This is a genomic window from Streptomyces sp. NBC_00459 (genome assembly GCF_036013955.1).
Classification (GTDB): Bacteria; Actinomycetota; Actinomycetes; order Streptomycetales; family Streptomycetaceae; genus Streptomyces.
In genome coordinates this window covers 1,712,018-1,736,749 of sequence record NZ_CP107903.1, presented here as the reverse complement: position 1 = coordinate 1,736,749, position 24,732 = coordinate 1,712,018, and the positions used below count along the sequence as shown (strand labels likewise).

The following is a 24,732-nucleotide window of genomic DNA, read 5'->3' as shown; positions in this document are numbered from 1 at the left end:
TTCCCAAGCAATGGTTCTCCGCAATACCTTATGGCTTCCGGCCCGGCCGAAAAAGCGCGCAGAAGCCGAAGGAGCTTTCCCGTGGCAGACCGCACACCCCCGTTGAGCGTCGAGGAGCTGCACGCCCTCGTCGCGAGCGGAGAGATCGACACTGTCGTCCTGGCCTTTCCCGACATGCAAGGGCGACTTCAGGGCAAGCGGTTCGCCGCCCGCTTCTTCCTCGACGACGTCCTGGAGCACGGCACCGAAGGCTGCAACTACCTCCTCGCCGTCGACACCGAGATGAACACCGTCGACGGCTACGAGATGTCCTCATGGGAGCGGGGATACGGCGACTTCGCCATGCACCCGGACCTGTCCACGCTCCGCCGCCTGCCCTGGAACGCCGGTACGGCGTTCCTCGTCGCCGACCTCGCCTGGAACGACGGCTCCCCGGTCGTCGCCGCACCCCGCCAGGTCCTCCGCCGTCAGCTGGACCGGCTCGCCGAGCACGGGTTCACCGCGAAGGTCGGCACGGAGCTCGAGTTCATCGTCTTCAAGGACACCTACGAGCAGGCCTGGGACGCCAACTACCGCGGGCTGACCCCGGCCAACCAGTACAACATCGACTACTCGGTCCTCGGCACCGGCCGCATCGAGCCGTTGCTGCGCCGCATCCGGAACGAGATGACGGCCGCCGGGCTGATCGTCGAGTCCGCCAAGGGCGAGTGCAATCCGGGACAGCACGAGATCGCCTTCAAGTACGACGACGCCGTCGTCACCTGCGACCAGCACGCGGTCTACAAGACCGGGGCCAAGGAGATCGCCAGCCAGGAGGGCGTCTCGCTCACCTTCATGGCCAAGTACAACGAGCGCGAGGGCAACTCCTGCCACATCCACCTCTCGCTCGCCGACGCCGACGGCACGAACGTCATGGCCGGTACGGCGGCCGACCCGGGCGGTATGTCCGAGGTGATGCGGTACTTCCTCGCCGGGCAGCTCGCCGCGCTCCGGGACTTCTCGCTCCTCTACGCGCCCAACATCAACTCGTACAAGAGGTTCCAGCCCGGCTCGTTCGCGCCGACCGCCGTCGCCTGGGGCTACGACAACCGCACCTGCGCGCTGCGGATCGTCGGCCACGGCCGGTCCATGCGGTTCGAGAACCGGCTGCCCGGTGGTGACGTCAACCCGTACCTCGCCGTCGCCGGGCTGGTCGCCGCCGGCCTCTACGGCATCGAGCAGAAGCTGGAGCTGCCCGAGGCGTGCACCGGCAACGCGTACGCCGGTGAGTACGCACACGTCCCCACCACCCTGCGCGAGGCCGCCGAACTGTGGGAGAAAAGCCCCATCGCCAAGGCCGCCTTCGGCGACGAGGTGGTGGCCCACTACCGCAACATGGCCCGCGTCGAACTCGACGCCTTCGACGCCGCGGTGACCGACTGGGAGCTTCGCCGCTCCTTCGAACGTCTCTGAAATGTCTGTGAGAGGTCCATTCTTGTCGTACGAACATGAGCGCGAGCTCGCGGTACTCAACCCCGCCACCGAGGAGGTCGTCGCCACCGTCCCCGCCGCCACCCGGGAGGACGTCGACGCGGCCGTCGTACGGGCCACGCACGCCCAGGCCCGCTGGGCCGCCCTCGCGCCCGCCGACCGCGCCCGGCTGCTCCGCCGCTTCGCGGCCACCGTCGATCAACACCTCGAAGAACTGGCCCAGTTGGAGGTGCGGGAGGCCGGGCATGTCATCGGCAACGCGCGCTGGGAGGCCGGCAACGTCCGCGACCTGCTCGACTACGCGGCGGGCGGTGTCGAACGGCTGACCGGACGGCAGATCCCGGTCGCCGGCGGCCTCGACATCACCATCCTCGAACCGCTCGGCGTCGTCGGCGTCATCGCGCCCTGGAACTTCCCCATGCCGATCGCGGCCTGGGGCACGGCTCCCGCGCTCGCCGCGGGCAACGCGGTGATCCTCAAGCCCGCCGAGACCACCCCGCTGACCGCCCTCCGCCTGGCCGAACTCGCCCTGGAGGCAGGCCTGCCCGAGGGTCTCTTCCAGGTGCTGCCGGGCCACGGTCCCGTCGCGGGCGCCGCGCTCGTCGAACACCCGGGCATCGCGAAGATCGTCTTCACCGGCTCGACGGGCGTGGGCAAACAAGTACTGGCGACGGGGTCGGCACTCCTCAAGCGCGTCACCCTCGAACTCGGCGGCAAGAGCCCCAACATCGTCTTCGCCGACTCCGACATCGAGGCCGCCGCAGCCGCAGCGCCCATGTCGTTCCTCGACAACTCCGGCCAGGACTGCTGTGCCCGCACCCGCATCCTCGTCCAGCGCTCCGTGTACGACCGCTTCCTCGGCCTCCTCGCGCCCGCCGTCGAGTCCGTCCTCGTCGGCGACCCGGCGGACGAGAAGACCCAGATGGGCCCGCTGATCTCCAGGGCCCAGCTGGACCGCGTACGCGCGTACGTCACCGACGACCTGGCCGGTATCCGGGGCGAGGCGCCCACGGGCCCGGGCTTCTGGTTCCCGCCCACCGTCCTCACCGACGTCGACCCGCACGCGCGCGTGGCCGTCGAGGAGGTCTTCGGCCCGGTCGCCGTCGTCATCCCGTTCGACGACGAGGCGGACGCCGTGGCACTCGCCAACGGCACCGACTACGGCCTCTCCGGCTCCATCTGGACCCGGGACGTCGGCCGCGCCCTGCGCGTGTCGCAGGCCGTCCGGGCAGGCAACCTGTCCGTCAACTCGCACTCCAGCGTGCGCTATTCGACCCCCTTCGGCGGCTTCAAGCAGTCCGGGATCGGCCGTGAGCTCGGCCCGGACGCCCTCACCGCCTTCACCGAGACGAAGAACGTCTTCATCAGCACGGAAGGCCCCGCACAGTGACCGAATCGACCGAAGCCATCGTCTGCCGACGCCTCGTCGGCCGTACCGCCGTCATCACCGGTGCCGGCAGCGGCATCGGCCTCGCCACCGCGCGCAGGCTAGCCTCCGAGGGCGCCCACGTCGTCTGCGGCGACGTCGACGAGACGCGCGGCAAGGCCGCCGCCGACGAGGTGGGCGGGATCTTCGTCAAGGTCGACGTCACCGACCCCGAGCAGGTCGAGGCGCTCTTCAAGACGGCGTACGACACCTACGGCAGCGTCGACATCGCGTTCAACAACGCCGGAATCTCGCCGCCCGACGACGACTCCATCCTGGACACCGGCCTGGAGGCCTGGAAGCGCGTCCAGGAGGTCAACCTGACCTCCGTCTTCCTGTGCTGCAAGGCCGCGATCCCGTACATGCGGCGCCAGGGCAAGGGCTCGATCATCAACACCGCCTCGTTCGTGGCGAGGATGGGCGCGGCAACCTCCCAGATCTCGTACACCGCTTCCAAGGGCGGCGTCCTGGCGATGACCCGTGAGCTGGGCGTGCAGTTCGCCCGGGAGGGCATCCGCGTCAACGCCCTGTGCCCGGGACCGGTCAACACCCCGCTCCTCCAGGAACTGTTCGCCAAGGACCCCGAGCGCGCCGCCCGCCGGCTCGTCCACATCCCCGTCGGACGGTTCGCCAAGGCCGACGAGATCGCCGCCGCCGTCGCCTTCCTGGCCAGCGACGACTCCTCGTTCGTCAACGCCACCGACTTCCTGGTCGACGGTGGCATCGCGGGCGCGTACGTCACACCCGTGTAGGCAACAGCCGTACGCCTTCCGGGCGTTGGAAGACGTCGGAACACCTGGACCGAGCACCGGCGCGGACCCGAGGAGCCTCCGCCCCGCCGCACCCCGGCGGGGCGGAGGCCGCCCCTGGACACCCCGTGCGCCGGCTGGCCGGGCAGCGGCGCGAGCCGTCATGAAGGAGGCCTGCCGGACACGGTTGCCGCAGCGCAGGGGGACGATCCGGGCAGAAGCCCCGGTGCCGCGGACTGGTTCCCGTTCGGTGGCTGTCAACCCGTAGAGTGACGCTTCACGCAGGGGAAGCCACCGCGCGCGGAGGTACGCGCCCGGATGGCCGCCCGCCCGCGCGGGTATGCGTGCCCGGGACGGCCGCGTCCCGCGCCGCACGGACTCCGCGGCCCTGCGCCGGTACGAGGAAACGGGGGGTGCATGAGCACGGAAGCGCGGCGCACCTCCATTCCCCCGCGCCCGGCCACCCCTCCACCGACCGAACCGCCGGCCTCGGACGGTACGGGCGGCACCGCCGAGGACGCTCCGGGTGCGCCAGGAGCAGGCAGGAACGGCGTGGAGAGCGACCGCCGGGAGTCCGGCCCGACCGGCGACGCGGCGAGCAGGTCCGGGCGTACGCCCAGTACACCTGGCACGACCGGCGGCCCCGTGACATCCGGCTCAACGCCTCCCGGCGCACCGGCCGCCCCTTCGCCGACGTCGAACACCGCGACGGACGCTGCCCCACCCCGGTTCCCGCACCTGCGCGCTTCCTCCCGGGAGGCCACCGACCCCATAGCCCCGCCCCCGCCGCCCTCCACGGCCCGGCTCACCGACGCGCCCCCGGCCGGCCGCACCTCGGCGGCCCCGCGCCCCCGGCCCGACCTGCCGCCGCGCCCGACGCACCAGCCGCCCGTCGCGCCCTGGCGCCCGGCCGCCCTCGCCGACACCGAGCCGGAGACCACCAGGCGCCTCCGCAAGGCCCCGCCGCGGCCGGACAACCCGCCACGCACCGGCGAGACGCCCTCCGGCCCGAACGGCAGACCGACCCCCGCCCACCAGACGCGCCCCACCGGCATGCCCCCTGCCGCCCCGAAGGCCGCACCGCCCACCCCGGACCAACCCCTCGCACCCCCCGGCCGCCCGTACCGCCTGGGCTCGCCCCAGCCGCCGAGCAGCCGTCCGGGCGCAGCCGGCACACCGTCGGCGCCTGCCGGTTCTTCGCCGTCGGCGAGTGCTCCGCCTGCTTCTGCCGGGCGCCCGTATCGCGGGGACGCGTCCCAGGCGTCGAGCGGCCGTCCGGGTACCGCCGGTACGCCGTCGTCGCCTGCCGGTTCTTCGCCTTCGGCGAGTGCCCCGTCCGCTCCCGGCGGGCGCCCGTATCGCGCGGACACGTCCCAGGCGTCGAGCGGCCGCTCGGGCGTCGCCGGGACGCCGTCGGCACCCGCCGATCCTTCGCGTCCCGCCGACACCCCCGCCGGCCGCCCGTACCCGCCCAACCCGCCAGAGAGTCGCTCGCCCAAGGCACCGGGCAGCCGTCCGGGCACCGCCGACATGCCTCCGGCGCCCGTCGAACGGCCGCGTTCCGTGAGCGCTCCGTCCGCTCCCCTCGGCCGCCCGTATCGCGCGGACGTGTCCCAGGCGCCGAAAGGCCGCTCGGGCGCCACCGAGACGCCCCCGGCGCCCGCAGGTCCTTCGCGTCCCGCGAACACCCCCGCCGGCCGCCCCTACCTGCCCAACCAGCCGGTGACCGACTCGCCCGAGGCATCGGGCGCCGCCGGGATGCCCCCGGCGCCCGTCGATCCTCCGCGCCCCGTGAAGGCGCCCTCCGCGCCCGGGATGCCCGACCCCGCCCTCTCCTGGAGCGCCTCCTACGGCGAGGCCGGTGCCGTCGGTTCCGGGCGGCCCGTCGTCTCGCTCGCGCAACCCGACGTGTACGGCGCCGGAGCGAGGTCCCGCCCCTTCAGTTTCAGTGGGCGGGCGCTGCTGGCCGTCGCCTGCGCCGTGCTCGGGCTCGGGCTCATCGGCGGTGCGCTGACCGGGAGTTGGCTGACCGGGGACGAATCCGGGGACGCCGGTGCGCGCACCTCGTTCACCGCCGCCGGGACGCTCTGGCACAGCGTCCCCGTGGACCGGCTCTTCCCGCCCACCATCGAGGGCGACGGAGCCGGCCCCGGCGGCGCCGACCGGACCTGGACCCGGATCGCCGTCGCCCCGGACAGCGGCTGCGCCGACGCCTTCGACCCGCTGCTGCGCAAGGCCCTCGCGCCCGTCGGCTGCCAGCGCCTCCTGCGCGCCACCTACACCGACGAGACACAGAGTTACGTCACCACCGTCGGACTGCTCTTCACCAAGGCCGACGTCACCGCGATGCGCGCCCTGCGCACCCGCTTCAGCACCGAGAACCTCGACCGCCGCACGGACCTGATGCCCCGCCCCTACGCAGCGAAGAACACCGTCGCCGACGACTTCACCGACGCCCAGCGGGCCTCCTGGACCATCTCCGTCCTCACCGACGCCCCCGTCGTCGCCTACGCCGTCTCCGGCTGGGCCGACGGCCGTAGCGTCGACGCCCCGCAGCCCGCCGAGGAGGCCATGGAGTCCGGCTCCACCACGGCCCTCGCCCAGGCGGGCCTCGGCCACGAGGCGCAGGGACTGGCCGACCGCGTGGAACGGGCCTTCCGAAAGACCGTCAGCTCGGCCGCGAAGCTGCCGTCATGACCCGCACCCGCACAGCCCGAAGCGGGCTCCTCGTCCTGCTCCTCGCCGGTTCCCTCACCCTCCTGCCCGCCACCAGCGCGTACGCCGACAGCATCCGCGCCCAGCAGTGGGCCCTGGACGCCATGCACACCCAGGAGGCCTGGCGGACGACCAAGGGCAGGGGCATCACGGTCGCCGTGCTCGACACCGGCGTCGAGGCCGACCACCCCGATCTCGTCGGCAACGTCCTCGAAGGCAAGGACATGGTCGGCTTCGGAGCGAGCCGGGGCGACGCCTCCTGGGCGAAGCACGGCACCGCGATGGCCGGCATCATCGCCGGTCACGGCCACGGCTACGACAACGAGGACGGCGTCCTGGGCATTGCCCCCGAGGCCAAGATCCTGCCCGTCCGCGTGATCCTCGAAGACGGCGACTCGGCCCGCAGCAAGGCCCGCAACACCCGCGGCAACGCCCTCGCCGAAGGCATCCGCTGGGCGGCCGACCAGGGCGCCGACGTCATCAACCTCTCCCTCGGCGACGACTCCAAGTCCGCCCATCCCGAGCCCGCCGAGGACGAGGCCGTCCAGTACGCGCTGAGGAAGGGCGCCGTCGTCGTCGCCTCGGCCGGCAACGGCGGCGAGAAGGGCGACCACATCTCCTACCCGGCCGCCTATCCGGGCGTCATCGCCGCGACGGCGGTCGACAAGTACGGCACCCGCGCCTCCTTCTCCACCCGCCGCTGGTACGCCACGGTCAGCGCCCCCGGCGTCAACGTCGTCATCGCCGCCCCCGACCACCGCTACTACGAGGGCTGGGGTACGAGCGCCGCCGCCGCGTTCGTCTCCGGCGCCGTCGCCCTCATCAAGGCCGCCCACCCCGGGCTGACCCCGGCCCAGATCAAGAAGCTCCTGGAGGACACGGCCCGCAACGCCCCGGACGGCGGCCGGGACGACTCCCGGGGCTTCGGTTTCATCGACCCCGCGGCGGCCATCAGGGCGGCCGCGGGGCTCAAGCCGGAAGGACTCAGGTCGACCGCGTACGGCAAGGAGTACTTCGGCGCGGGCCCGGACCCGGTTCCCGTGGAGGACGACAGCTTCAACTGGGCCGGCACCGTCGCCGGCGGCCTGGGCGTCGTGCTCCTGGTCGCGGCGGTCCCGCTGTGGCGCGGTCGCCGCAGGACGGTCGACCACCCCACCTACGACTCGTACGACGACAGCTTCTGAGCGTTCACGGGCGGTGATCCGACTGAGCTGAGCTGGCTGAGCTGACTTGACCGCCCGTCAGGACTGGTCGGTGGTACCGGACTCCGCGGCGAACACCGACACCGCCGCCCGCGCTGCCGACTCCACCAGCGAAATCCCCTTCGCCTTCGTCGTGTTGCCGTTCGACACCACCGCGACCAGGAACTCCCGCCCGTCCGCCGTCGTCACCCGCCCGATGCTGTTGATGTCCCACAGTCCGGTCGCCGTACGCGGCAACCACCCGTTCTTCAGGGCGAACCGGCGATCGGCGGTACTCGTGGCAGCCGCGGCCGACACCCCCCAGTCCTGGTCCTCGGCTATCGAGCCCATCAGACCCTGGAGATACGTCCGGGACGCCTCGTTGAGCTCCGACGCCGCCCCGCTGTCCCCCTTCTCCGCGAACACCTGCCGGAGCAGGGTGAGTTGATCGGCCGCCGTGGTCTGGGTCAGGCCCCACAGCATGCCCGCGCCGCCCTCGGTGTCCGTCAGCCCGAAGCGCTTGTTGGCGGCGGCGAGACCCTCCGCCTTCCCGATCGCCGTCCACAGCGCCGACGCCGAGGCGTTGTCGCTGACCTCGATCATCGAGGTGGCGTACCGCTTCTCCTGTGCGGTGAGGCTCCGGTTCTCGTCCTGTGCCTGGAGCAGCAGCGTCGCCAGGATGTCCACCTTGACGATGCTCGCCGTGTCGAACGTGCCGTCCCCGTAGGCGGCGCTGTCGCCCGACGCGATGTCGAGCACGGCCACGGACACCTCGGCCCCGTCCTCGGCCGCCGCGGTCACCGGCTTCATCGCGGCGGACAGCAGCGTGTCCGGCTCCACCGCGGGTTCCGCCTCCACCGTGGGATTCGCGACGGGTTCCACCGACGCCTCCTCGCTCGCTCCGGCCGCCACAGGCGCTGCAGCCGCCGACGTTACGCGGCCCACGTCCGCGTGAGCCTGTGCCTTCACATACGCGGTGCCCACGCCCGTGCCGCCCATGACGACCACGGAGGTGAGGACGATGTGGACGAGCGACCGACGGCGGGGAGCTCTCTCAGAGGCCATGCCGTGATGCTGGCGGCCGTGACTGTGCGGATGATTAGGCGAATGTTAGATGTGTGTCAGCGATGGCTGAGAATCCCGTGAATCCGGTGAACGGCGGGTTTCCGGGGCGGCGAAAGCCCAGGAGCGATCCCCCGATAGGGTCGGTCACCGTGGCGAACAAGAACATTCCCGACTCCGGCTTCCCCGACGACGACGGCAGCGCCGACCCCCGGCTGAGCGCCGCGCTGGCCGCCTGGGCCGAGGACCGCGGTGCTGTCGGACCGGTGCTGGCGGCCCTCAAGGGGGCCCGGCTGCTCGTCCCCGTCGTCGCCGTGCTCGGGGAGGTCGAGGAGGACGAGAACGGGCTGCGCCACGAGAAGACCAGCGACATGGCCGTACCGACCCTCAAGGCCGGCGACCGGACCGCCCTGCCGGCCTTCACGTCCACCGACTCGCTCGCCCGCTGGGACCCGGCCGCCCGCCCCGTCGCCGTACCCCTGCACCAGGCCATCCAGGCCGCCGTGCACGAGAAGGCGGACACGATCGTCCTCGACCTGGCCGGACCCGTGCCCTACGAGCTGAGCGGCTCCGCTCTGCTCGCGCTCGCCGAGGGGCGTACGACCGCCGATCCGCTCGCCGATCCCGCCGTGGTAGCCGCCGTACGGGCCGTCGTGGCCGCCGAGCCCACTGTCCTGCGTGCCCATCTGGGGCCGGGACAGGCCGACGGCACCCTCGCGCTCGTACTGGACCCGGCCGCGCCACCGACCGACGCCGCCCGTGCGGTCGCCGGTCGCCTCGCCGCCGACGAGACGCTCAGGGCCCGCCTGGTGCGCGGCCTCGACCTGGCACTCCTGCCGGCCGGAGCGACGCCACCCGGCGAGCCCCTCTACGTGCGGTCCTGACCGGACTCCGGGCCGTCCTAGCCGTAGACCGGGCCCGTGTACTTCTCGCCGGGGCCCTGGCCCGGGTCGTCCGGGACGAGGGACGCCTCGCGGAACGCCAGCTGCAGCGACTTCAGGCCGTCGCGCAGCGGTGCCGCGTGGAAGGAGCTGATCTCCGTCGTGCTCGCGTCGAGCAGACCGGCGAGGGCGTGCACCAGCTTGCGGGCCTCGTCCAGGTCCTTGTACTTGTCGCCCTCGTCGGTCAGACCGAGCTTCACGGCGGCTGCGCTCATCAGGTTCACGGCGACCGTCACGATCACCTCGACCGCCGGGACCTCGGCGATGTCGCGGGTCATGGCGTCGAAGTCGGCATTCTGGGAAGCGCTCTGGGGAGGGGTCTCACTCATGACCCACACGATAGGCCCCGGGAATCCGACCGCCTTGTGCGGGCGCCCGCTGCCCGACGGTTAGCACCACCTCCTACTTGGTGCTAACCTTTTGTAACGACCGGCTGGACACTTGCGTGCCCGGCCCACAAGTGGAGGCTCCGATCTCCCACCCGACCGTCCTCACGGATGGCGGGTCACCCGGTCAGGCGGCCACCATCGTTCCGTACGGACGATGGAGTCGCCCGATGTGCGCCCCGCGGTTGACCGCGGCGGTGTTCCGGTATGCCAGGAGCCCCGCCTGTGTCCCGACGGGGCATTTTTCATCTGCCTCGGTGGTTGGTCCCACTGTCATCAGAGACATACGCGGCTGTCCGCCAGACCGCCGTGTGGTGCTACCGAGGAGGATCCATCAGCACCGAGCCCCGCATCAACGACCGGATTCGCGTTCCCGAAGTGCGACTTGTCGGTCCCAGCGGCGAGCAGGTCGGGATTGTTCCGCTTGCCAAGGCCCTGGAGCTTGCGCAGGAGTACGACCTCGACCTGGTCGAGGTGGCGGCGAGCGCACGCCCGCCGGTCTGCAAGCTCATGGACTACGGGAAGTTCAAGTACGAGTCGGCCATGAAGGCCCGTGAGGCGCGCAAGAACCAGGCGCACACGGTCATCAAGGAAATGAAGCTCCGGCCGAAGATCGACCCGCACGACTACGACACCAAAAAGGGTCACGTCGTCCGGTTCCTCAAGCAGGGCGACAAGGTCAAGATCACGATCATGTTCCGTGGTCGCGAGCAGTCCCGGCCCGAGCTGGGCTACCGACTGCTGCAGCGGCTCGCAACGGACGTCGAGGACCTCGGGTTCATCGAGTCGAACCCGAAGCAGGACGGCCGGAACATGATCATGGTTCTCGGTCCGCACAAGAAGAAGACCGAGGCGATGGCCGAGGCCCGTGAGGCCCAGGCGGTCCGCAAGGCGGAAGCGAAGGCCAACCCGGGCAAGTCGCAGAACGCCGCGGAGATCGACGGAGTCGACGGGGACGTCGTTGACGACGTGGACGCCGCCGACGACGTGGACATTGCCGAGGAGACCGCCGAGGCTCCGGCTTCGGCGTCCGCCGAGGTCTGATCCCGGGGCTCACGCCCGGGGATGCCAGCCCATACACATGACGTTCCACCGTGCCCGGTTTCACGACCGGGCACCGGGACGCCACTGACGAGGAGAGAACGGCGCTATGCCGAAGAACAAGTCGCACAGCGGTGCCAGCAAGCGCTTCAAGATCACCGGCTCCGGCAAGGTGCTCCGCGAGCGTGCCGGCAAGCGCCACCTGCTCGAGCACAAGTCGTCCCGCGTGACGCGCCGCCTCACCGGCACCGCCGAGATGGCCCCGGGCGACGCCAAGAAGATCAAGAAGCTTCTCGGCAAGTGACGTACCGGCGTCTGTGCGCCGTAAGTACGTCTGAAGACCGGGACCCCATCGAAACCGGGCCGTGTGACGACACCCACGGCCCCGCTGCAAGGAGTAACAAGTGGCACGCGTCAAGCGGGCAGTAAACGCACACAAGAAGCGCCGGGCGATCCTCGAGGCCGCCAAGGGTTACCGCGGTCAGCGGTCGCGCCTGTACCGCAAGGCCAAGGAGCAGGTCACCCACTCCCTGGTCTACAACTACAACGACCGCAAGAAGCGCAAGGGCGACTTCCGTCGGCTGTGGATCCAGCGCATCAACGCCGCTGCCCGCGCCAACGGCATCACCTACAACCGCTTCATCCAGGGTCTGAACGCCGCGAACATCGAGGTCGACCGCAAGATCCTGGCCGAGCTCGCCGTCAACGACGCCCCCGCGTTCGCCGCGCTCGTCGAGGTCGCGCAGAAGGCCCTGCCGTCGGACGTCAACGCGCCCAAGGCGGCGTGACGCTGGCGCTGGCTTTGAGCCGCGTGTGATGTGATCCCGGGCCCACAGGTGTTCGCCGCCTGTGGGCCCGGGCGTTTTTGGGTGCGTTGTCGGCTTGCGGCCGGTGGGGGCTTCTCGCGCAGTTCCCCGCGCCCCTAAAAGACACGGCCCCTGCGGGCCGAGAAGCATGGGGCGCAGCCCCTGCTTTTCAGGGGCGCGGGGAACTGCGCGACCGGCCCCCACCCACCCGCACCCGACAATGAACCGAACCCTCGAAAAGGTGCCCATGCCCGCCGCCCCCGAGCTGATCTCCCCTCGCTCTCCCCGCGTCTCCGCCGCGCGACGGCTCGCCAGGCGGAACTTCCGTGGCAAGGACCGGCTGTTCCTCGCCGAGGGGCCGCAGGCCGTGCGGGAGGCCGCGGTGTACGGCAAGGAGACGCTCGTCGAGTTGTTCGCCACCCTCGACGCCGCGGAGCGGTACGCCGACATCGTCGGGGAGGCCCGCGCCGCCGGTGCCCGTGTCCACCTCGCCGACGAGGACGTCATCGCCGACATCTCCACCACCGTCACGCCACAGGGGCTCGTCGGGATCTGCCGGTTCCTCGACACCCCGTTCGAGGACATCCTCAGGGCGAGGCCCCGCCTCGTCGCCGTCCTCGCGAACGTGCGCGACCCCGGGAACGCCGGCACCGTGCTGCGGTGCGCGGACGCCGCGGGCGCCGAGGCGGTCGTCCTCACCGACGCCTCCGTGGACCTGTACAACCCCAAGGCCGTACGGGCCTCCGTGGGCTCCCTGTTCCATCTGCCGGTGGCTGTCGGGGTGCCCGTCGAGGAGGCCGTGGCCGGGCTCAAGGGCATCGGCGTACGGATTGTCGCCGCCGACGGCGCCGGCCCGGACGACCTCGACGACGAGCTGGACAAGGGGACCATGGGAGGCCCCACCGCCTGGGTGTTCGGGAACGAGGCCTGGGGGCTTCCGGAGGAGACGCGCGCGCTGACCGACGCCGTCGTGCGCGTCCCGATCCACGGAAAGGCGGAAAGCCTGAACCTGGCGACCGCCGCCGCCGTATGTCTCTACGCGTCCGCCCGTGCACAGCGCGCCTCCGGAGGGTGCCGCTCCGTCACCGAGAGCTAGTAGGGTGACGGGCTCGGGGGCCCACTGCGCCAGTCCGAGAGGTGGGGTTCGGGGATGACTGTCGGCACGAGCGGAACACTGGGGGCATGGGAATTGCGGAGCCAACCCGCCTCCCCGCACGGTGATCCCGCCGGGCCCGGAGCCGGACTCGGAGCCGAGCTGGGCATCGACCCCGACGACCTGCCCGACGGACTCGTCGTCGCCGACGAGCACGGCCGCGTGATCTGCTTCAACGCCGCCGCCCAGCGCATCACCACCGTCCCCGCCGCCGACGCTCTCGGCCTGCGGCTCGAACGGGCCCTGCCGTTAGAAGACCTGGAAGGCCGCCGCTGGTGGCAGCTCACCGACCCGTACGGCGGGCTCGCGATCCGGAACGGCCAGCCCGAGCGCAACCTGCTGCTGCCCGGCGGACGCGAAGTGCTCGTCTCGGCGCGCTACCTCCGTACGCACCCCACCGGACCGATCCGCCGGGTCGTCGTCTCCCTGCGTGACACCGAGGCCCGTCGCCGCACCGAGCGCAGCCACGCCGAACTGATCGCGATCGTCGCCCATGAGCTGCGCTCGCCGCTCACCTCCGTCAAGGGCTTCACAGCGACCCTGCTCGCGAAGTGGGAACGGTTCACCGACGACCAGAAGAAGCTGATGCTGGAGACCGTCGACGCCGACGCCAACCGCGTCACCCGGCTCATCGCCGAACTGCTCGACATCTCGCGCATCGACTCCGGACGGCTCGAACTGCGCCGCCAGCCCGTCGACATGGGCGCCGCCGTCGGACGGCACATCCAGGCGTACGTGGCCGCGGGCCAGCCCGCCGACCGGTTCCTGCTCCGGATAGAACAGCCGCTGCCGGCGCTCTGGGCGGATCCCGACAAGGTCGACCAGGTGCTCAGCAACCTGCTGGAAAATGCGGTGCGCCACGGCGAGGGAACCGTCACCATCGAGGTCACGGCCGCGCTGTCCCTTCGCGAGGAGGACGCCGACCAGAACACCGCCACGTCGGTCACGGTGAGCGACGAAGGGCCCGGCATCCCGGAGGAGTCCATGAACCGCGTCTTCACCCGCTTCTGGCGGGGCAGCAAGCGCGGCGGCACCGGCCTCGGGCTGTACATCGTCAAGGGCATCGTCGAGGCCCACGGCGGCTCCATCACGGTCGGCCGTGCCCCCGGCGGCGGCGCCGAGTTCCGATTTATGCTGCCCGTGAGCACCCCGGCGTACCTTCAGTAACGCCGACGAGGGCCCACGGGCGCGTTCGAACACCTCACCCCCGTTAGACTCGGCCTTTGGCACCTTTGCGTCCCTCTCTGTGGACGATTCGTCTCCGAGCCGTAGACGACGGGGACCATCCGCCAGCCAACCGGAAGCACGGGAAGAGATGTCGGCACCGAACAAGTCGTACGACCCTGTAGAGGTCGAGGCCCTGAAACCGGAAGCGATCGAGCGCATGCGGGACGAGGCGCTCGCCGCCTTCGCCGCCGCGGACTCCCTCGACGCCCTCCAGGAGGCCAAGGTCGCCCACACCGGCGGGACCTCGCCGCTGGCCCTCGCCAACCGCGAGATCGGCGCGCTGCCCCCGCAGGCCAAGGCCGCAGCCGGCAAGCTCGTCGGCCAGGCGAGGGGCGCCGTCAGCAAGGCGCTCGCCGGCCGCCAGACCGAGCTGGAGGCCGAGCGGGACACCCGCGTGCTGGTCGAGGAGGCGGTGGACGTCACCCTGCCGTACGACCGCGCGCAGGCCGGCGCCCGCCACCCGCTGACCACCTTCATGGAGCGCGTCGCGGACGTCTTCGTCTCCATGGGGTACGAGGTCGCCGAGGGCCCCGAGGTTGAGGCGGAGTGGTTCAACTTCGACGCCCTCAACTTCACCCCGGACCACCCGGCCCGGCAGATGCAGGACACCTTCTTCGTCGAGGGCCCCAAGGGGACCACCGGCGACGAGTCCGGTGTGGTGCTGCGGACGCACACCTCGCCCGTGCAGGCCCGCTCCATGCTCGACCGCGAGCCGCCGGTCTACATCGTGTGCCCCGGCCGCGTGTACCGCACGGACGAGCTGGACGCCACGCACACCCCCGTCTTCCACCAGATCGAGCTCCTCGCCATCGACGAGGGCCTGACCATGGCCGACCTCAAGGGCACCATGGACCACATGGTCCAGTCGCTCTTCGGATCGGACATGAAGACGCGGCTGCGGCCCAACTACTTCCCCTTCACCGAGCCGTCCGCCGAGATGGACATGCTCTGCTACGTCTGCAAGGGCGCGTCCGTCGGCAACCCCGACCGGCCCTGCCGGACCTGCTCCAGCGAGGGCTGGATCGAGCTCGGCGGCTGCGGAATGGTCAACCCGCGCGTGCTGGTCGCGTGCGGTGTCGACCCCGAGAAGTACAGCGGATTCGCCTTCGGGTTCGGTATCGAGCGGATGCTGATGTTCCGCCACAACGTCGAGGACATGCGAGACATGGTCGAGGGCGACGTCCGGTTCACCCGGCCGTTCGGGATGGAGATCTGATGCGGGTCCCGCTTTCTTGGCTGCGGGAGTACGTCGACCTGCCGGCGACTCAGACCGGCCGGGACGTCCAGGAGAAGCTCATCACGGTCGGCCTCGAGGTCGAGACCGTCGAGCAGGTCGGCGCCGGTCTCAAGGGCCCCCTGGTCGTCGGCCAGGTGCTGACCATCGAGGAGCTGGAGGGCTTCAAGAAGCCGATCCGCTTCTGCACGGTCGACGTCGGCACCGCCAACGGCACCGGTGAGCCCCAGGAGATCGTCTGCGGCGCGCGCAACTTCGCCGTCGGCGACAAGGTCGTCGTGGTCCTCCCGGGCGCCGTCCTGCCCGGCGACTTCGCGATCGCCGCGCGCAAGACGTACGGCCACACCTCGCACGGCATGATCTGCTCCGGCGACGAGCTGGGCATGGGCGACGACGGCAGCGGCGGCATCATCGTCCTGTCGCCGGAGCACGAGGTCGGCACCGACGCGATCGAGCTGCTCCAGCTCGTCGACGAGGTCCTCGACATCGCCGTCACGCCCGACCGCGGATACGCGCTCTCGCTGCGCGGCATCGCCCGCGAGACCGCCATCGCCTACGGTCTGCCGCTGCGCGACCCGGCGCTGCTCGACGTACCGGCCCCGAACGCGTACGGCTACCCGGTCGAGGTCTCCGACCCGTTCGCCTGCGACCGCTTCACCGCCCGCACGGTGACCGGGCTCGACCCCGACGCGAAGTCCCCGATCTGGCTCAGGCGCCGCCTCCAGAAGGCGGGCATGCGCCCGATCTCGCTCGCCGTCGACGTCACCAACTACGTGATGCTGGAGCTGGGCCAGCCCCTGCACGCGTACGACCGCTCCCGCGTCCAGGGCGCCATCGGCGTGCGCCGGGCCGAGCCGGGCGAGAAGCTCACCACCCTCGACGGCGTCACGCGCAAGCTGGACGCCGAGGACCTGCTCATCACCGACGACCGGGGTGCCATCGGCCTCGCGGGCGTCATGGGCGGCGCCAACACGGAGATCGACGACACCGAGGGCACCACCACCGAGGTCGTCATCGAGGCCGCCCACTTCGACGCGATCACCATCGCGCGCACGGCCCGCCGTCACAAGCTGGCCTCCGAGGCGTCCAAGCGCTTCGAGCGCGGTGTCGACCCGCAGGCCGCGTCCGCCGCCGCCCAGCGCACGGTCGACCTCCTGGTCCTCCTCGCCGGCGGCACCGCCGACGCGGGCGTCACCGAGGTCATCTCGCCGTCCGCACCGCGCACGATCTCCATCCCGGCGAACCACCCGGACAAGGTCGCGGGCGTCGAGTACGGCCGCGAGACCGTCGTACGCCGTCTCCAGGAGGTCGGCTGCGACGTCTACGGGCAGGACGAGCTGATCGTCACCGTCCCGTCCTGGCGCCCCGACCTGACGGACCCGAACGACCTCGCCGAAGAGGTCATCCGCCTGGAGGGCTACGAGAACCTGCCCTCCACGCTGCCCAAGCCCCCGGCGGGCCGCGGCCTGACCGACCGGCAGCGCCTGCACCGCAGGGTCGGCCGGGCACTGGCCGGAGCGGGTTACGTGGAGGCGCTGAACTACCCGTTCATCGGCGAGCACGCCTTCGACCAGCTGGGGCTCGCCGCCGACGACCCGAAGCGCAGGGTCGTCAAGCTGGCCAACCCGCTCTCCGACGAGGAGCCCGCACTCCGTACGACGCTGCTGCCGGGCCTGCTCGGCGCGCTGCGGCGGAACGACGGGCGAGGCAGCCACGACCTCGCGCTGTTCGAGACGGGGCTGGTGTTCCATCCGCAGGACGAACTGCTGGTCGCGGGCCGTCTTCCGGTCGACCGCCGTCCCACGGACGAGGAGATCGCGTCCCTCACGGCCGCGCTTCCCGTCCAGCCCCGGCACGCCGCCGTCGTCCTCGCGGGCGCCCGCGAGCAGGCCGGCTGGTGGGGCAAGGGCCGCCCGGCCGACTGGGCCGACGCGATCGAGGCGGCGCGGAGCCTGGCCCACGAGGCCGGCACCGAACTCCTCGTCCGCGCGGGCCAGTACGGCCCGTGGCACCCCGGCCGCTGCGCCGAGCTGGTCGTCGTGGCCGACGGCACCGAGGAGGTCATCGGGTACGCCGGTGAGCTGCACCCGCGCGTCCTGAAGGCCCTGCATCTGCCCGCGCGCACCTGTGCGATGGAGCTGAACCTGGACAGGCTGGAGGCGGCGAGTTCGGGTGTGCCCAAGGGCCCCAAGATCTCGACGTTCCCGGTCGCCACCCAGGATGTCGCCCTGGTCGTCGCGCGCGAGATTCCGCACGCGGACGTCGAGGCGGCGCTGCGGGAGGGGGCGGGGGCTCTTCTGGAGTCCATCCGCCTGTTCGACGTGTACGAGAGCGGCGAGCAGTTGGGGGAGGGACGGAAGTCTCTTGCCTATGCGTTGCGGTTCCGGGCGGCTGATCGGACGCTGACCGTTGACGAGGCGTCGGCCGCTCGGGACGCGGCTGTTGCTCTCGCGGGTGAGCGGACCGGGGCGGTGTTGAGGAGCTAGGTCCGATTGTGGGGATGTCGGCTGCGGGTGCGCTGTGGCTGGTCGCGCAGTTCCCCGCGCCCATGGGGGGTGGGGGCTGCGCCCCGCACCCCCCATGCGTCACCTCACTCATTTGAGTGACAAGTTCGGGCGATCTGGTCCCTTCGGGGCATGTGGTCGACAGAATCGGACCGGTCTTTCGAGGCCGGTCCGATTTGCGTTGTCAGGGCCTGACTGGGGGGCCATCGGCATGATCCGTATCAAGGCTGGGGTTTCCTGCGGGGTTCGGCTCCGGTCGGGGCGGCTGCGGGCCGCGTTGGTGGGGCGGGGGTGCGGGTTCCGGATCGGGGGAGCGGGGGCGAGGTGCCGGAAGCGGCGCAAGCCACCCGAACGGCAGGTCGTCCGGCGCGTCGAGCGGTGGCCTCTGCGGCGGGTGCTTTCGATCGCGCTGCCCACGGTGTGGGGTGCCACCGCGATCACGTACAAACTGGCCTGTCCGGTCGCCCAGCAGCACGGGCTGGGGGCGCGCATCATCACCAGTGCCGTCTTCTTCGCCGTCGGGACCGGGCTCGTACTCCACGTCCGCAGAACCCTCCTGCGCGAGTTGAGGCTGGCCCGGCAGGTCGCCGGGGCCGCGCAGAGCGTGCTGCTGCGTCCGCTGCCGCAGCGCATCGACGGGCTGCGGGTCGCCGCCGCCCAGCTGTCCGCCGACCGGGGTGCCGTGGTGGGCGGGGACCTGTACGAGGTCATCGCCACCGAGCACGGTGTACGGGTCGTGATGGGTGATGTGCGCGGACACGGCATCGGCGCCATCGGGACCGTCGCCGCCGTTCTCGGCAGCTTCCGCGAGGCCGTGCACGACGAGGCCGAACTGGGCAGCGTCCTGCGGCGGTTGGAGCGGGCGCTGGCCCGGCACCTGAGGGAGCGGGCACGCGGCGAACACCCCTCGGCGGGACCCTCGGCCTCGCTGGATCCCGACAGTCCGGTCTCCGAGGAGTTCGTCACCGTGCTGCTCCTGGAGATCCGCGGGGACGGCGAGGTGCGCGCCTTCAACTGCGGGCATCCGTCGCCGTATCTGCTCGGCGGCGGCCGTGCCGACGTACTCACGACAGGTGAACCCATGCCTCCGCTGGGCCCGTTCCCCCTGCCGGCCGAACTCTCCGCCGAACACTGCGGCCGACTCCTGCCCGGCGAGGCCCTGCTGCTCCACACGGACGGCGTCGAGGACGCCCGCGACACCCATGGCCGGTTCTTTCCCCTGCCGGCTGTACTGGCGGACGCCGTCCGTACCCAACCGGTCTCGCCACAGGCGGTGTTGGGGGCGGTCTTCTCCCGCTTGCTGCGTCACACCAACGGCTCCCCGGCGGACGACGTAGCGGTACTTGTGCTGCGCAACGACCGCCATCACATCCTGAGCCGGCAACAGGAACCCCCGGTTGCCCATCAAGTCACGTGAGCTGCAGCCCTTCAGCGGCGCGTGGCCGTGTCGATCTGCGGCTCCGCCGCGTGGGCGCGACCAGTCGCGTGGCACCCTGCGGCCGACATTCGAGCCGCACCCATCCTGCTGAACCGGTGGAGCCAGGCCGCCGCACTGTACGAGGGGGAGCCGGCGGCCCGGCGACCTCTTGCGAGGCATTTCAGTCAACCGGACGACAACTCTCCGCGACAGTGCGCGCACGCTACGAATTCGCGCACTTCGATCACACCCCGTGTGAACCCGGACACACTACGCTGACGGTCACGGTAGGTGCACCGTCGGCACCGAGCCACCGGAGGGCATCCATGCAGCCCAACACCCTGCTCGACGCGATCCTCGACGAGGCGGGCATCTCGCACGCGGGACTCGCCGCCCATGTCAATCAGGCGGGCCGGGCACGGGGCCTGGCCCTGAGATACGAACACACGGCTGTGGCGCGGTGGTTGAAGGGGCAGCGCCCGCGTGGCCAGGTGCCCGACCTGATCTGCGAGGTGCTCGCCACCCGGCTGCACCGCCCGGTCAGACTCGACGACATCGGTCTCGGGGTGCCGGGCGACACCGCCGGTCCGACCGGCTCGGCGGGTACCTCGCTGTCCGGGTTCGTCGAGCGGGCGACCGCGCTGTGGCGCTCCGACGAACAGCAGCGCCCGCACATCCTCGGCGCCCCCGCCGTCACCGGCACGCCCGCCGTGATGCCGGTGTGGGAGTGGGAGAACCCGCCCGAGGACGTCGACGTGTCGCGCGGCGGCAGACACCAGGTCAGCATGGCGGACATCGAGATGCTCCGCTCGGCCCGCGCGCACTACGAGCAGATGTACCGCAAGGCCGGCGGTGTCGCGACCCGCACCCGGATCGTCGGCTTCCTGAACGCCGAGACCGCGCCCCTGCTGCGAGGCAGCTACACCGACGCCACCGGCCGCCAACTGCACCGGGCCACCGGCGGGTTGGTGGCGATCGCCGGCATCTGCGCGTACGACTCCGACGCCCATGGGCTCGCCCAGCGCTATTTCCACCAGGCGCTGCGGCTGGCAAAGGCCAGTGGGGACCAGGGACTCGGGGCGTACGTCATCGGGCTGCTGGTCAACCAGGCCCTGTTCATGCGGGAGTTCCGGCAGGCGGTCGCCTTCGCGGAGGCCGCGCTGCGGGCCGCGGGCAAGCACATCACACCGGCGCTCGCCTCCGACCTCTACGCGATGCAGGCCAAGGCGTACGCGCACCTGGGCGACGGCAGCAGCGCGCTGTCCTGCATCCGGCGGGCCGAGCAGGCCGCCGAACGCATCCGGCGCGGTTACGAGCCCGACGAGACCGGCTATGTCCAGCCGGGGCTGGTCAACGTGCAGGTGGCGGAGGCGCTGCTGTTCCTCGGTGATCTGGCGGCAGCGGGGGAGCATGCGACGGCCGCGGTGGACACCCCGGCGCACGACCGGGGCAGAGTGCACAGGCTCGCCATGCTCAGCCAGATCGAGCTGCGCCGGGGCGACGCCGACAAGGCCGTGGCCACCGCGGTGCAGATGGCCGAGCAGGCGCGCGGAATGGAGTCCCAGCGGCTGCGTGACAGACTCCGGGCGGTACGCGAACACCTGGTGCGCAACGGCTGCGCGGGCACGGCCGAGGCAGCCGAACTGATCGACGGGGCCCTGCGCGTACCGCTCTAGACACCTTTCGGCAGGCACCTTTGGCGCGCGGATTCTCGGGTACCCGCGCGGTGAATCGCATTCTGTGCGCCTGCTGTCAGAACGCTCCTGCTGCCATATTGCCATCTACTCGGCGGAAGGTGGCAGAACCGTGCAGTGGACGAAACAGAACGAACAAACTGTGTATGAAAACCGCTGGTTCAGGGTCAATCTCGCGGATGTCGAGTTGCCCGACGGGCGGCACCTCGACCACTTCCTGATACGGCTGAGGCCCGTTGCCGTGGCCACGGTGGTGAACGAGGCCAACGAGGTGCTCCTGCTCTGGCGGCACCGGTTCATCACGGACAGCTGGGGGTGGGAACTCGCGGCCGGGATCGTGGAGGACGGCGAGGACATCGCTTTCGCGGCGGCCAGGGAACTGGAGGAGGAAACGGGCTGGCGACCGGGACCGCTGCGGCATCTCATGAGCGTCGAGCCGTCCAACGGGCTCACCGACGCCCGGCACCACATCTACTGGGCCGAGGAGGGCGAGTACATCGGCCACCCCGTGGACGACTTCGAGTCGGACCGCCGGGAGTGGATCCCCCTCAAACTCGTCCCCGACATGGTCGCCCGCGGGGAGGTCCCGGCCGCCAACATGGCGGCCGCGCTACTGCTGTTGCACCATCTCAGGCTCGGCGAAGACGCCTAGAGCACCTGGCACCTGGGGCACGCTCAGCGTCCGAGGGCCTGCCAGACCGTCACGGCCAGCGCCCCGAGGGCGGTGAGGGCCGCGACGGCCGGCAGGGGCCATCGGCCGTGTTCGAGGTGGACGACGCGTGTGCTCAGGTCGTCGACTTCCTTGTCCGTCTCCTTCGTGCGATGGCTGAGCAGGGCCAGCCCTCCCTCGACGCGTGCGTACGCGACATCGAGGCGGCGGCGTAACTCTGCGAGTTCTCCATGGGCCGTGGGATGTTCGGGGTCGGCGGTCACTTTGCCGCTCCTTTCCGTAGTCGTCACATCCCTTGAATGCGCATGATGAGTCAACTCGCCTGGTGGGCGCGCGGGGAGAGTGTGCGAGCGGCATATGCGTGTCCGGCGCGCACACGGTGTGTGAATGCCGTGGGCCCGGCACTCCGAAGAGTGCCGGGCCCACGTAATGCCCGAGCGTGACGCTGGGTGATGTCCTTACGGGTAGGTGTAGAAGCCCGAGCCCGACTTCCGGCCCAGCCGGCCCGCGTCGACCATGCGCTGGAGCAGCGGGGGAGCGGCGTACAGGGGCTCCTTGTACTCCTCGTACATGCTGAAGGCGACCGAGGCGACCGTGTCCAGGCCGATCAGGTCGGAGAGCTTCAGGGGGCCCATCGGGTGGGCGCAGCCCATCTCCATGCCGTTGTCGATGTCCTCGCGGCTGGCCATGCCCGACTCGAACATCCGGATCGCGGAGAGCAGGTACGGGATCAGCAGGGCGTTCACCACGAAGCCCGAGCGGTCCTGGGCACGGATCGCGTGCTTGCCGAGAGCCTTCTCCGCGAACAGCTGGGCGCGGGCGAGGGTGCCCTCGGAGGTGGTGAGCGCCGGGATCAGCTCGACGAGCTTCTGCACCGGGGCCGGGTTGAAGAAGTGGATGCCGACGACCTGGTCGGGCCGGGAGGTGGCAACGGCCAGCTTCACCAGGGGGATCGAGGAGGTGTTGGAGGCGAGGATCGCGTCCGGGCGGGTCACCACCTGGTCGAGCACCTGGAAGATCTCGGTCTTCACCTGCTCGTTCTCGACGACGGCCTCGATCACCAGGTCGCGGTCGGCGAACTCGCCGAGGTCGGTGGTGAAGCTGAGCCGCGCCAGCGTCTCGTCCCGCTCCGCCTCGGAGATCTTGCCGCGCTCGGCCGCCTTGGAAAGGGAGTTGAACAGCCGGGTGCGGCCGAACTCCAGGGCTTCGCCGGTGGTCTCGGCGACCTTCACGTCCAGCCCGGAGCGGGCGCACACCTCGGCGATGCCCGCTCCCATCTGGCCGCAGCCCACAACTCCGACGCGCGAGATCTCTCCCGCTGGGCTGTCCGTCACATCGTCCCTTTCACTGATCTTCCTCAGTGGCCGTTCGGCCTTCGCGGGCCTGCCGTTGTCCGGGGTCTTCCGTCCGTCCGGGGCCTGCGCCAAACCTGCACGTTACCTGCGGCGGCCATTGCCCAATTCTCCGGGCCTCCCATGGGAGTGTGGCCCGGGACGGGTGAGGACGGTCTGTGACTTGTCCGACACAGCGCACAGCGGAGGTACGGGAATGAGTGGGAAGGCGCGGCACGCGCGCATGTCACGGCGGGCGTTCGCGGTGACGGCCCTGTCGACCCTCGTGGCGGGCGGGGCGGTGGCGGGGGCCGCACTGGCCGGCGCGGAGCCGAGCCGGTCGAACGGCAAGGGCAAGCGCGCGACCCGCGAGCTGCGGGGCATGTGGCTGGCGACGGTCGCCAACCGGGACTGGCCGTCGAAGCAGGGGCTGACCGCCGCCCAGCAGCGCGCCGAGCTGATCACCCACCTCGACACGGCGGTTAGCCGCCGCCTCAACGCGGTGTTCTTCCAGGTCCGCCCGACCGCCGACGCCCTGTGGCCCTCGCCGTACGAGCCCTGGTCCCAGGTCCTCACCGGAACGCAGGGCAAGGACCCCGGCTGGGACCCGCTGGGCACGGCGGTCCAGGAGGCGCACGCCCGCGGCCTCGAACTGCACGCCTGGTTCAACCCGTACCGCGTCGCCAACAACACCGACCCCGCCAAGCTCATCGCCTCCCACCCGGCGCGCAGGCATCCGGACTGGGTCGTGCCGTACGGCGGCAAGCTGTACTACAACCCGGGTCTGCCGGAGGTCCGCGCCTTCGTCCAGGACGCGATGCTCGACGCGGTGCGGAAGTACGCCATCGACGGCGTCCACTGGGACGACTACTTCTATCCGTACCCGGTCGCCGGCCAGACCTTCGACGACGACGCCGAGTTCGCGAAGTACGGCGGGGCCTTCCCCGACCGGGCCTCCTGGCGGCGCGACAACATCGACAGACTGGTCCGGGAGACGGCCGCCCGCATCAAGGCCGTACGCCCCGGCGCCGACTTCGGGATCAGCCCCTTCGGCGTCTGGCGCAACGTGGCGACCGACCCGCTCGGCTCGGACACCCGGGCGGGTGTCCAGACGTACGACGACCTGTACGCGGACACCAGGAAATGGGTGCGGCAGAACTGGATCGACTACATCTGCCCGCAGATCTACTGGAACATCGGCTTCGCCGCCGCCGACTACGCCAAGCTGCTGCCCTGGTGGGCGGGGGTGGCGAAGGGTACGGGGACGAAGCTGTACGTCGGTGAGGCGCTGTACAAGGCGGGCGACCCGGCGCAGCCCGCCGCCTGGCAGGACCCGGCCGAGCTGTCCCGGCACCTGACCCTCGCCCAGGGCCACCCCGAGGCGAAGGGGCACGTCTTCTTCTCCGCCAAGGAAGTGGGCGCCGACAGGATCGGAGCCATGGCGCGAGTGGTCGCCGACCACTATCAGCAGCCGGCGATGCCACCGCGCTGATGTTCAGCGCTTCCTGAACGGTCGCTGTCTAACGGTCCTCGCCCTTGTGGCGGACCTGGCAGTCGGGGCCGGGTGACATCACTGCCTCGTGCCCGTCCGGGAAACGGACGCGGTACGGGGGAGTGCCCTCCTGGCCCAGGACCTCGACGACTTCCGTGACCTGGTCGTGCTGGCCGACCACCCTGCCGTGCTGGACAAGCTGGTCGCCCACGGTTGCGCGCATCTGCGGGTCT

General features: G+C 71.1%; 22 protein-coding genes. 17 read left to right on the top strand and 5 right to left on the bottom strand.

Features of this window, described 5'->3' with window-relative positions; genetic code table 11:
• Positions 1-81: 81 nt before the first annotated feature.
• The 5 genes from OHN74_RS07500 (at position 82) to mycP (ending at position 7,544) form a co-directional block, all read left to right on the top strand.
• Entirely contained in the window at positions 82-1,452 is a 1,371-nt protein-coding gene (locus OHN74_RS07500; RefSeq protein ID WP_327693738.1) for a glutamine synthetase family protein, read from the top strand.
• 1 nt (position 1,453) lies between these two features.
• On the top strand, positions 1,454-2,860 hold the full coding sequence (locus OHN74_RS07495) for an aldehyde dehydrogenase family protein (protein WP_327693737.1): 1,407 nt from the start codon (positions 1,454-1,456) through the stop codon (positions 2,858-2,860).
• On the top strand, positions 2,857-3,648 hold the full coding sequence (locus tag OHN74_RS07490; RefSeq protein WP_327693736.1) for a 3-oxoacyl-ACP reductase: 792 nt from the start codon (positions 2,857-2,859) through the stop codon (positions 3,646-3,648). The genes OHN74_RS07495 and OHN74_RS07490 overlap by 4 nt, the downstream gene beginning before the upstream one ends.
• A 414-nt stretch (positions 3,649-4,062) precedes the next feature.
• Positions 4,063-6,342, top strand: a complete 2,280-nt coding sequence (locus OHN74_RS07485) for a hypothetical protein (RefSeq protein ID WP_327693735.1) — start codon at positions 4,063-4,065, stop codon at positions 6,340-6,342.
• Positions 6,339-7,544, top strand: coding sequence for a type VII secretion-associated serine protease mycosin (gene mycP, locus OHN74_RS07480; RefSeq protein ID WP_327693734.1), 1,206 nt, complete (start codon positions 6,339-6,341; stop codon positions 7,542-7,544). The genes OHN74_RS07485 and mycP overlap by 4 nt, the downstream gene beginning before the upstream one ends.
• Before the next feature lie 57 nt (positions 7,545-7,601).
• Here the strand turns inward: mycP and OHN74_RS07475 are convergent, their stop codons facing one another.
• Entirely contained in the window at positions 7,602-8,606 is a 1,005-nt protein-coding gene (locus OHN74_RS07475) for a serine hydrolase (RefSeq protein ID WP_327693733.1), read from the bottom strand.
• A gap of 149 nt (positions 8,607-8,755) precedes the next feature.
• Between OHN74_RS07475 and OHN74_RS07470 the strand changes: the two genes are divergently transcribed.
• Positions 8,756-9,487 (top strand): SseB family protein, encoded by a 732-nt coding sequence (locus OHN74_RS07470; protein WP_327693732.1) that lies wholly within the window; start codon positions 8,756-8,758, stop codon positions 9,485-9,487.
• A 17-nt stretch (positions 9,488-9,504) separates the two neighbouring features.
• Here OHN74_RS07470 and OHN74_RS07465 read toward each other — a convergent pair whose 3' ends face one another.
• Positions 9,505-9,873 carry a DUF1844 domain-containing protein gene (locus OHN74_RS07465; RefSeq protein ID WP_327693731.1) on the bottom strand — a complete coding sequence of 123 codons (369 nt, stop codon included), beginning with the start codon at positions 9,871-9,873 and terminating at the stop codon, positions 9,505-9,507.
• Between the two features lie 366 nt (positions 9,874-10,239).
• Between OHN74_RS07465 and infC the strand changes: the two genes are divergently transcribed.
• From infC to OHN74_RS07415, 10 genes are all read left to right on the top strand, one after another.
• Positions 10,240-10,974, top strand: a complete 735-nt coding sequence (infC, locus tag OHN74_RS07460; protein ID WP_327700033.1) for a translation initiation factor IF-3 — start codon at positions 10,240-10,242, stop codon at positions 10,972-10,974.
• A 106-nt stretch (positions 10,975-11,080) separates the two neighbouring features.
• The gene (gene rpmI, locus OHN74_RS07455) at positions 11,081-11,275 is read left to right on the top strand and encodes a 50S ribosomal protein L35 (RefSeq protein WP_073499621.1); all 195 of its coding nucleotides are present in this window, start codon (positions 11,081-11,083) and stop codon (positions 11,273-11,275) included.
• Between the two features lie 100 nt (positions 11,276-11,375).
• The gene (gene rplT / locus OHN74_RS07450) at positions 11,376-11,759 is read left to right on the top strand and encodes a 50S ribosomal protein L20 (protein WP_189146302.1); all 384 of its coding nucleotides are present in this window, start codon (positions 11,376-11,378) and stop codon (positions 11,757-11,759) included.
• Positions 11,760-12,024: 265 nt separating this feature from the next.
• Positions 12,025-12,873, top strand: a complete 849-nt coding sequence (locus tag OHN74_RS07445; protein ID WP_327693730.1) for a TrmH family RNA methyltransferase — start codon at positions 12,025-12,027, stop codon at positions 12,871-12,873.
• A gap of 54 nt (positions 12,874-12,927) precedes the next feature.
• A complete protein-coding gene (locus OHN74_RS07440) occupies positions 12,928-14,097 on the top strand; it encodes a sensor histidine kinase (protein ID WP_327693729.1) in 1,170 nt (389 codons plus the stop codon).
• 148 nt (positions 14,098-14,245) lie between these two features.
• Positions 14,246-15,373, top strand: a complete 1,128-nt coding sequence (gene pheS / locus OHN74_RS07435) for a phenylalanine--tRNA ligase subunit alpha (RefSeq protein WP_327693728.1) — start codon at positions 14,246-14,248, stop codon at positions 15,371-15,373.
• A complete protein-coding gene (gene pheT, locus OHN74_RS07430; protein WP_327693727.1) occupies positions 15,373-17,877 on the top strand; it encodes a phenylalanine--tRNA ligase subunit beta in 2,505 nt (834 codons plus the stop codon). Before pheS ends, pheT begins: the two co-directional genes overlap by 1 nt.
• Before the next feature lie 421 nt (positions 17,878-18,298).
• The gene (locus OHN74_RS07425) at positions 18,299-19,312 is read left to right on the top strand and encodes a PP2C family protein-serine/threonine phosphatase (RefSeq protein WP_327700032.1); all 1,014 of its coding nucleotides are present in this window, start codon (positions 18,299-18,301) and stop codon (positions 19,310-19,312) included.
• Between the two features lie 326 nt (positions 19,313-19,638).
• Positions 19,639-20,988, top strand: coding sequence for a transcriptional regulator (locus OHN74_RS07420; RefSeq protein WP_327693726.1), 1,350 nt, complete (start codon positions 19,639-19,641; stop codon positions 20,986-20,988).
• 130 nt (positions 20,989-21,118) lie between these two features.
• Positions 21,119-21,658: an NUDIX hydrolase gene (locus OHN74_RS07415; RefSeq protein ID WP_189146296.1), complete on the top strand. Its 540-nt coding sequence runs from the start codon at positions 21,119-21,121 to the stop codon at positions 21,656-21,658.
• A 23-nt stretch (positions 21,659-21,681) separates the two neighbouring features.
• On the opposite strand, the gene OHN74_RS07410 is transcribed toward OHN74_RS07415, so the two are convergent.
• Together OHN74_RS07410 and OHN74_RS07405 are read right to left on the bottom strand one after the other, a co-directional pair.
• Positions 21,682-21,939 carry a hypothetical protein gene (locus tag OHN74_RS07410; protein ID WP_327693725.1) on the bottom strand — a complete coding sequence of 86 codons (258 nt, stop codon included), beginning with the start codon at positions 21,937-21,939 and terminating at the stop codon, positions 21,682-21,684.
• Positions 21,940-22,134: 195 nt separating this feature from the next.
• Positions 22,135-23,010 carry a 3-hydroxybutyryl-CoA dehydrogenase gene (locus OHN74_RS07405; RefSeq protein WP_327700031.1) on the bottom strand — a complete coding sequence of 292 codons (876 nt, stop codon included), beginning with the start codon at positions 23,008-23,010 and terminating at the stop codon, positions 22,135-22,137.
• A 214-nt stretch (positions 23,011-23,224) separates the two neighbouring features.
• Between OHN74_RS07405 and OHN74_RS07400 the strand changes: the two genes are divergently transcribed.
• On the top strand, positions 23,225-24,499 hold the full coding sequence (locus tag OHN74_RS07400) for a glycoside hydrolase family 10 protein (protein ID WP_327693724.1): 1,275 nt from the start codon (positions 23,225-23,227) through the stop codon (positions 24,497-24,499).
• A gap of 28 nt (positions 24,500-24,527) precedes the next feature.
• Here the strand turns inward: OHN74_RS07400 and OHN74_RS07395 are convergent, their stop codons facing one another.
• Entirely contained in the window at positions 24,528-24,722 is a 195-nt protein-coding gene (locus tag OHN74_RS07395; RefSeq protein WP_327693723.1) for a DUF1918 domain-containing protein, read from the bottom strand.
• Between the last annotated feature and the right edge of the window lie 10 nt (positions 24,723-24,732).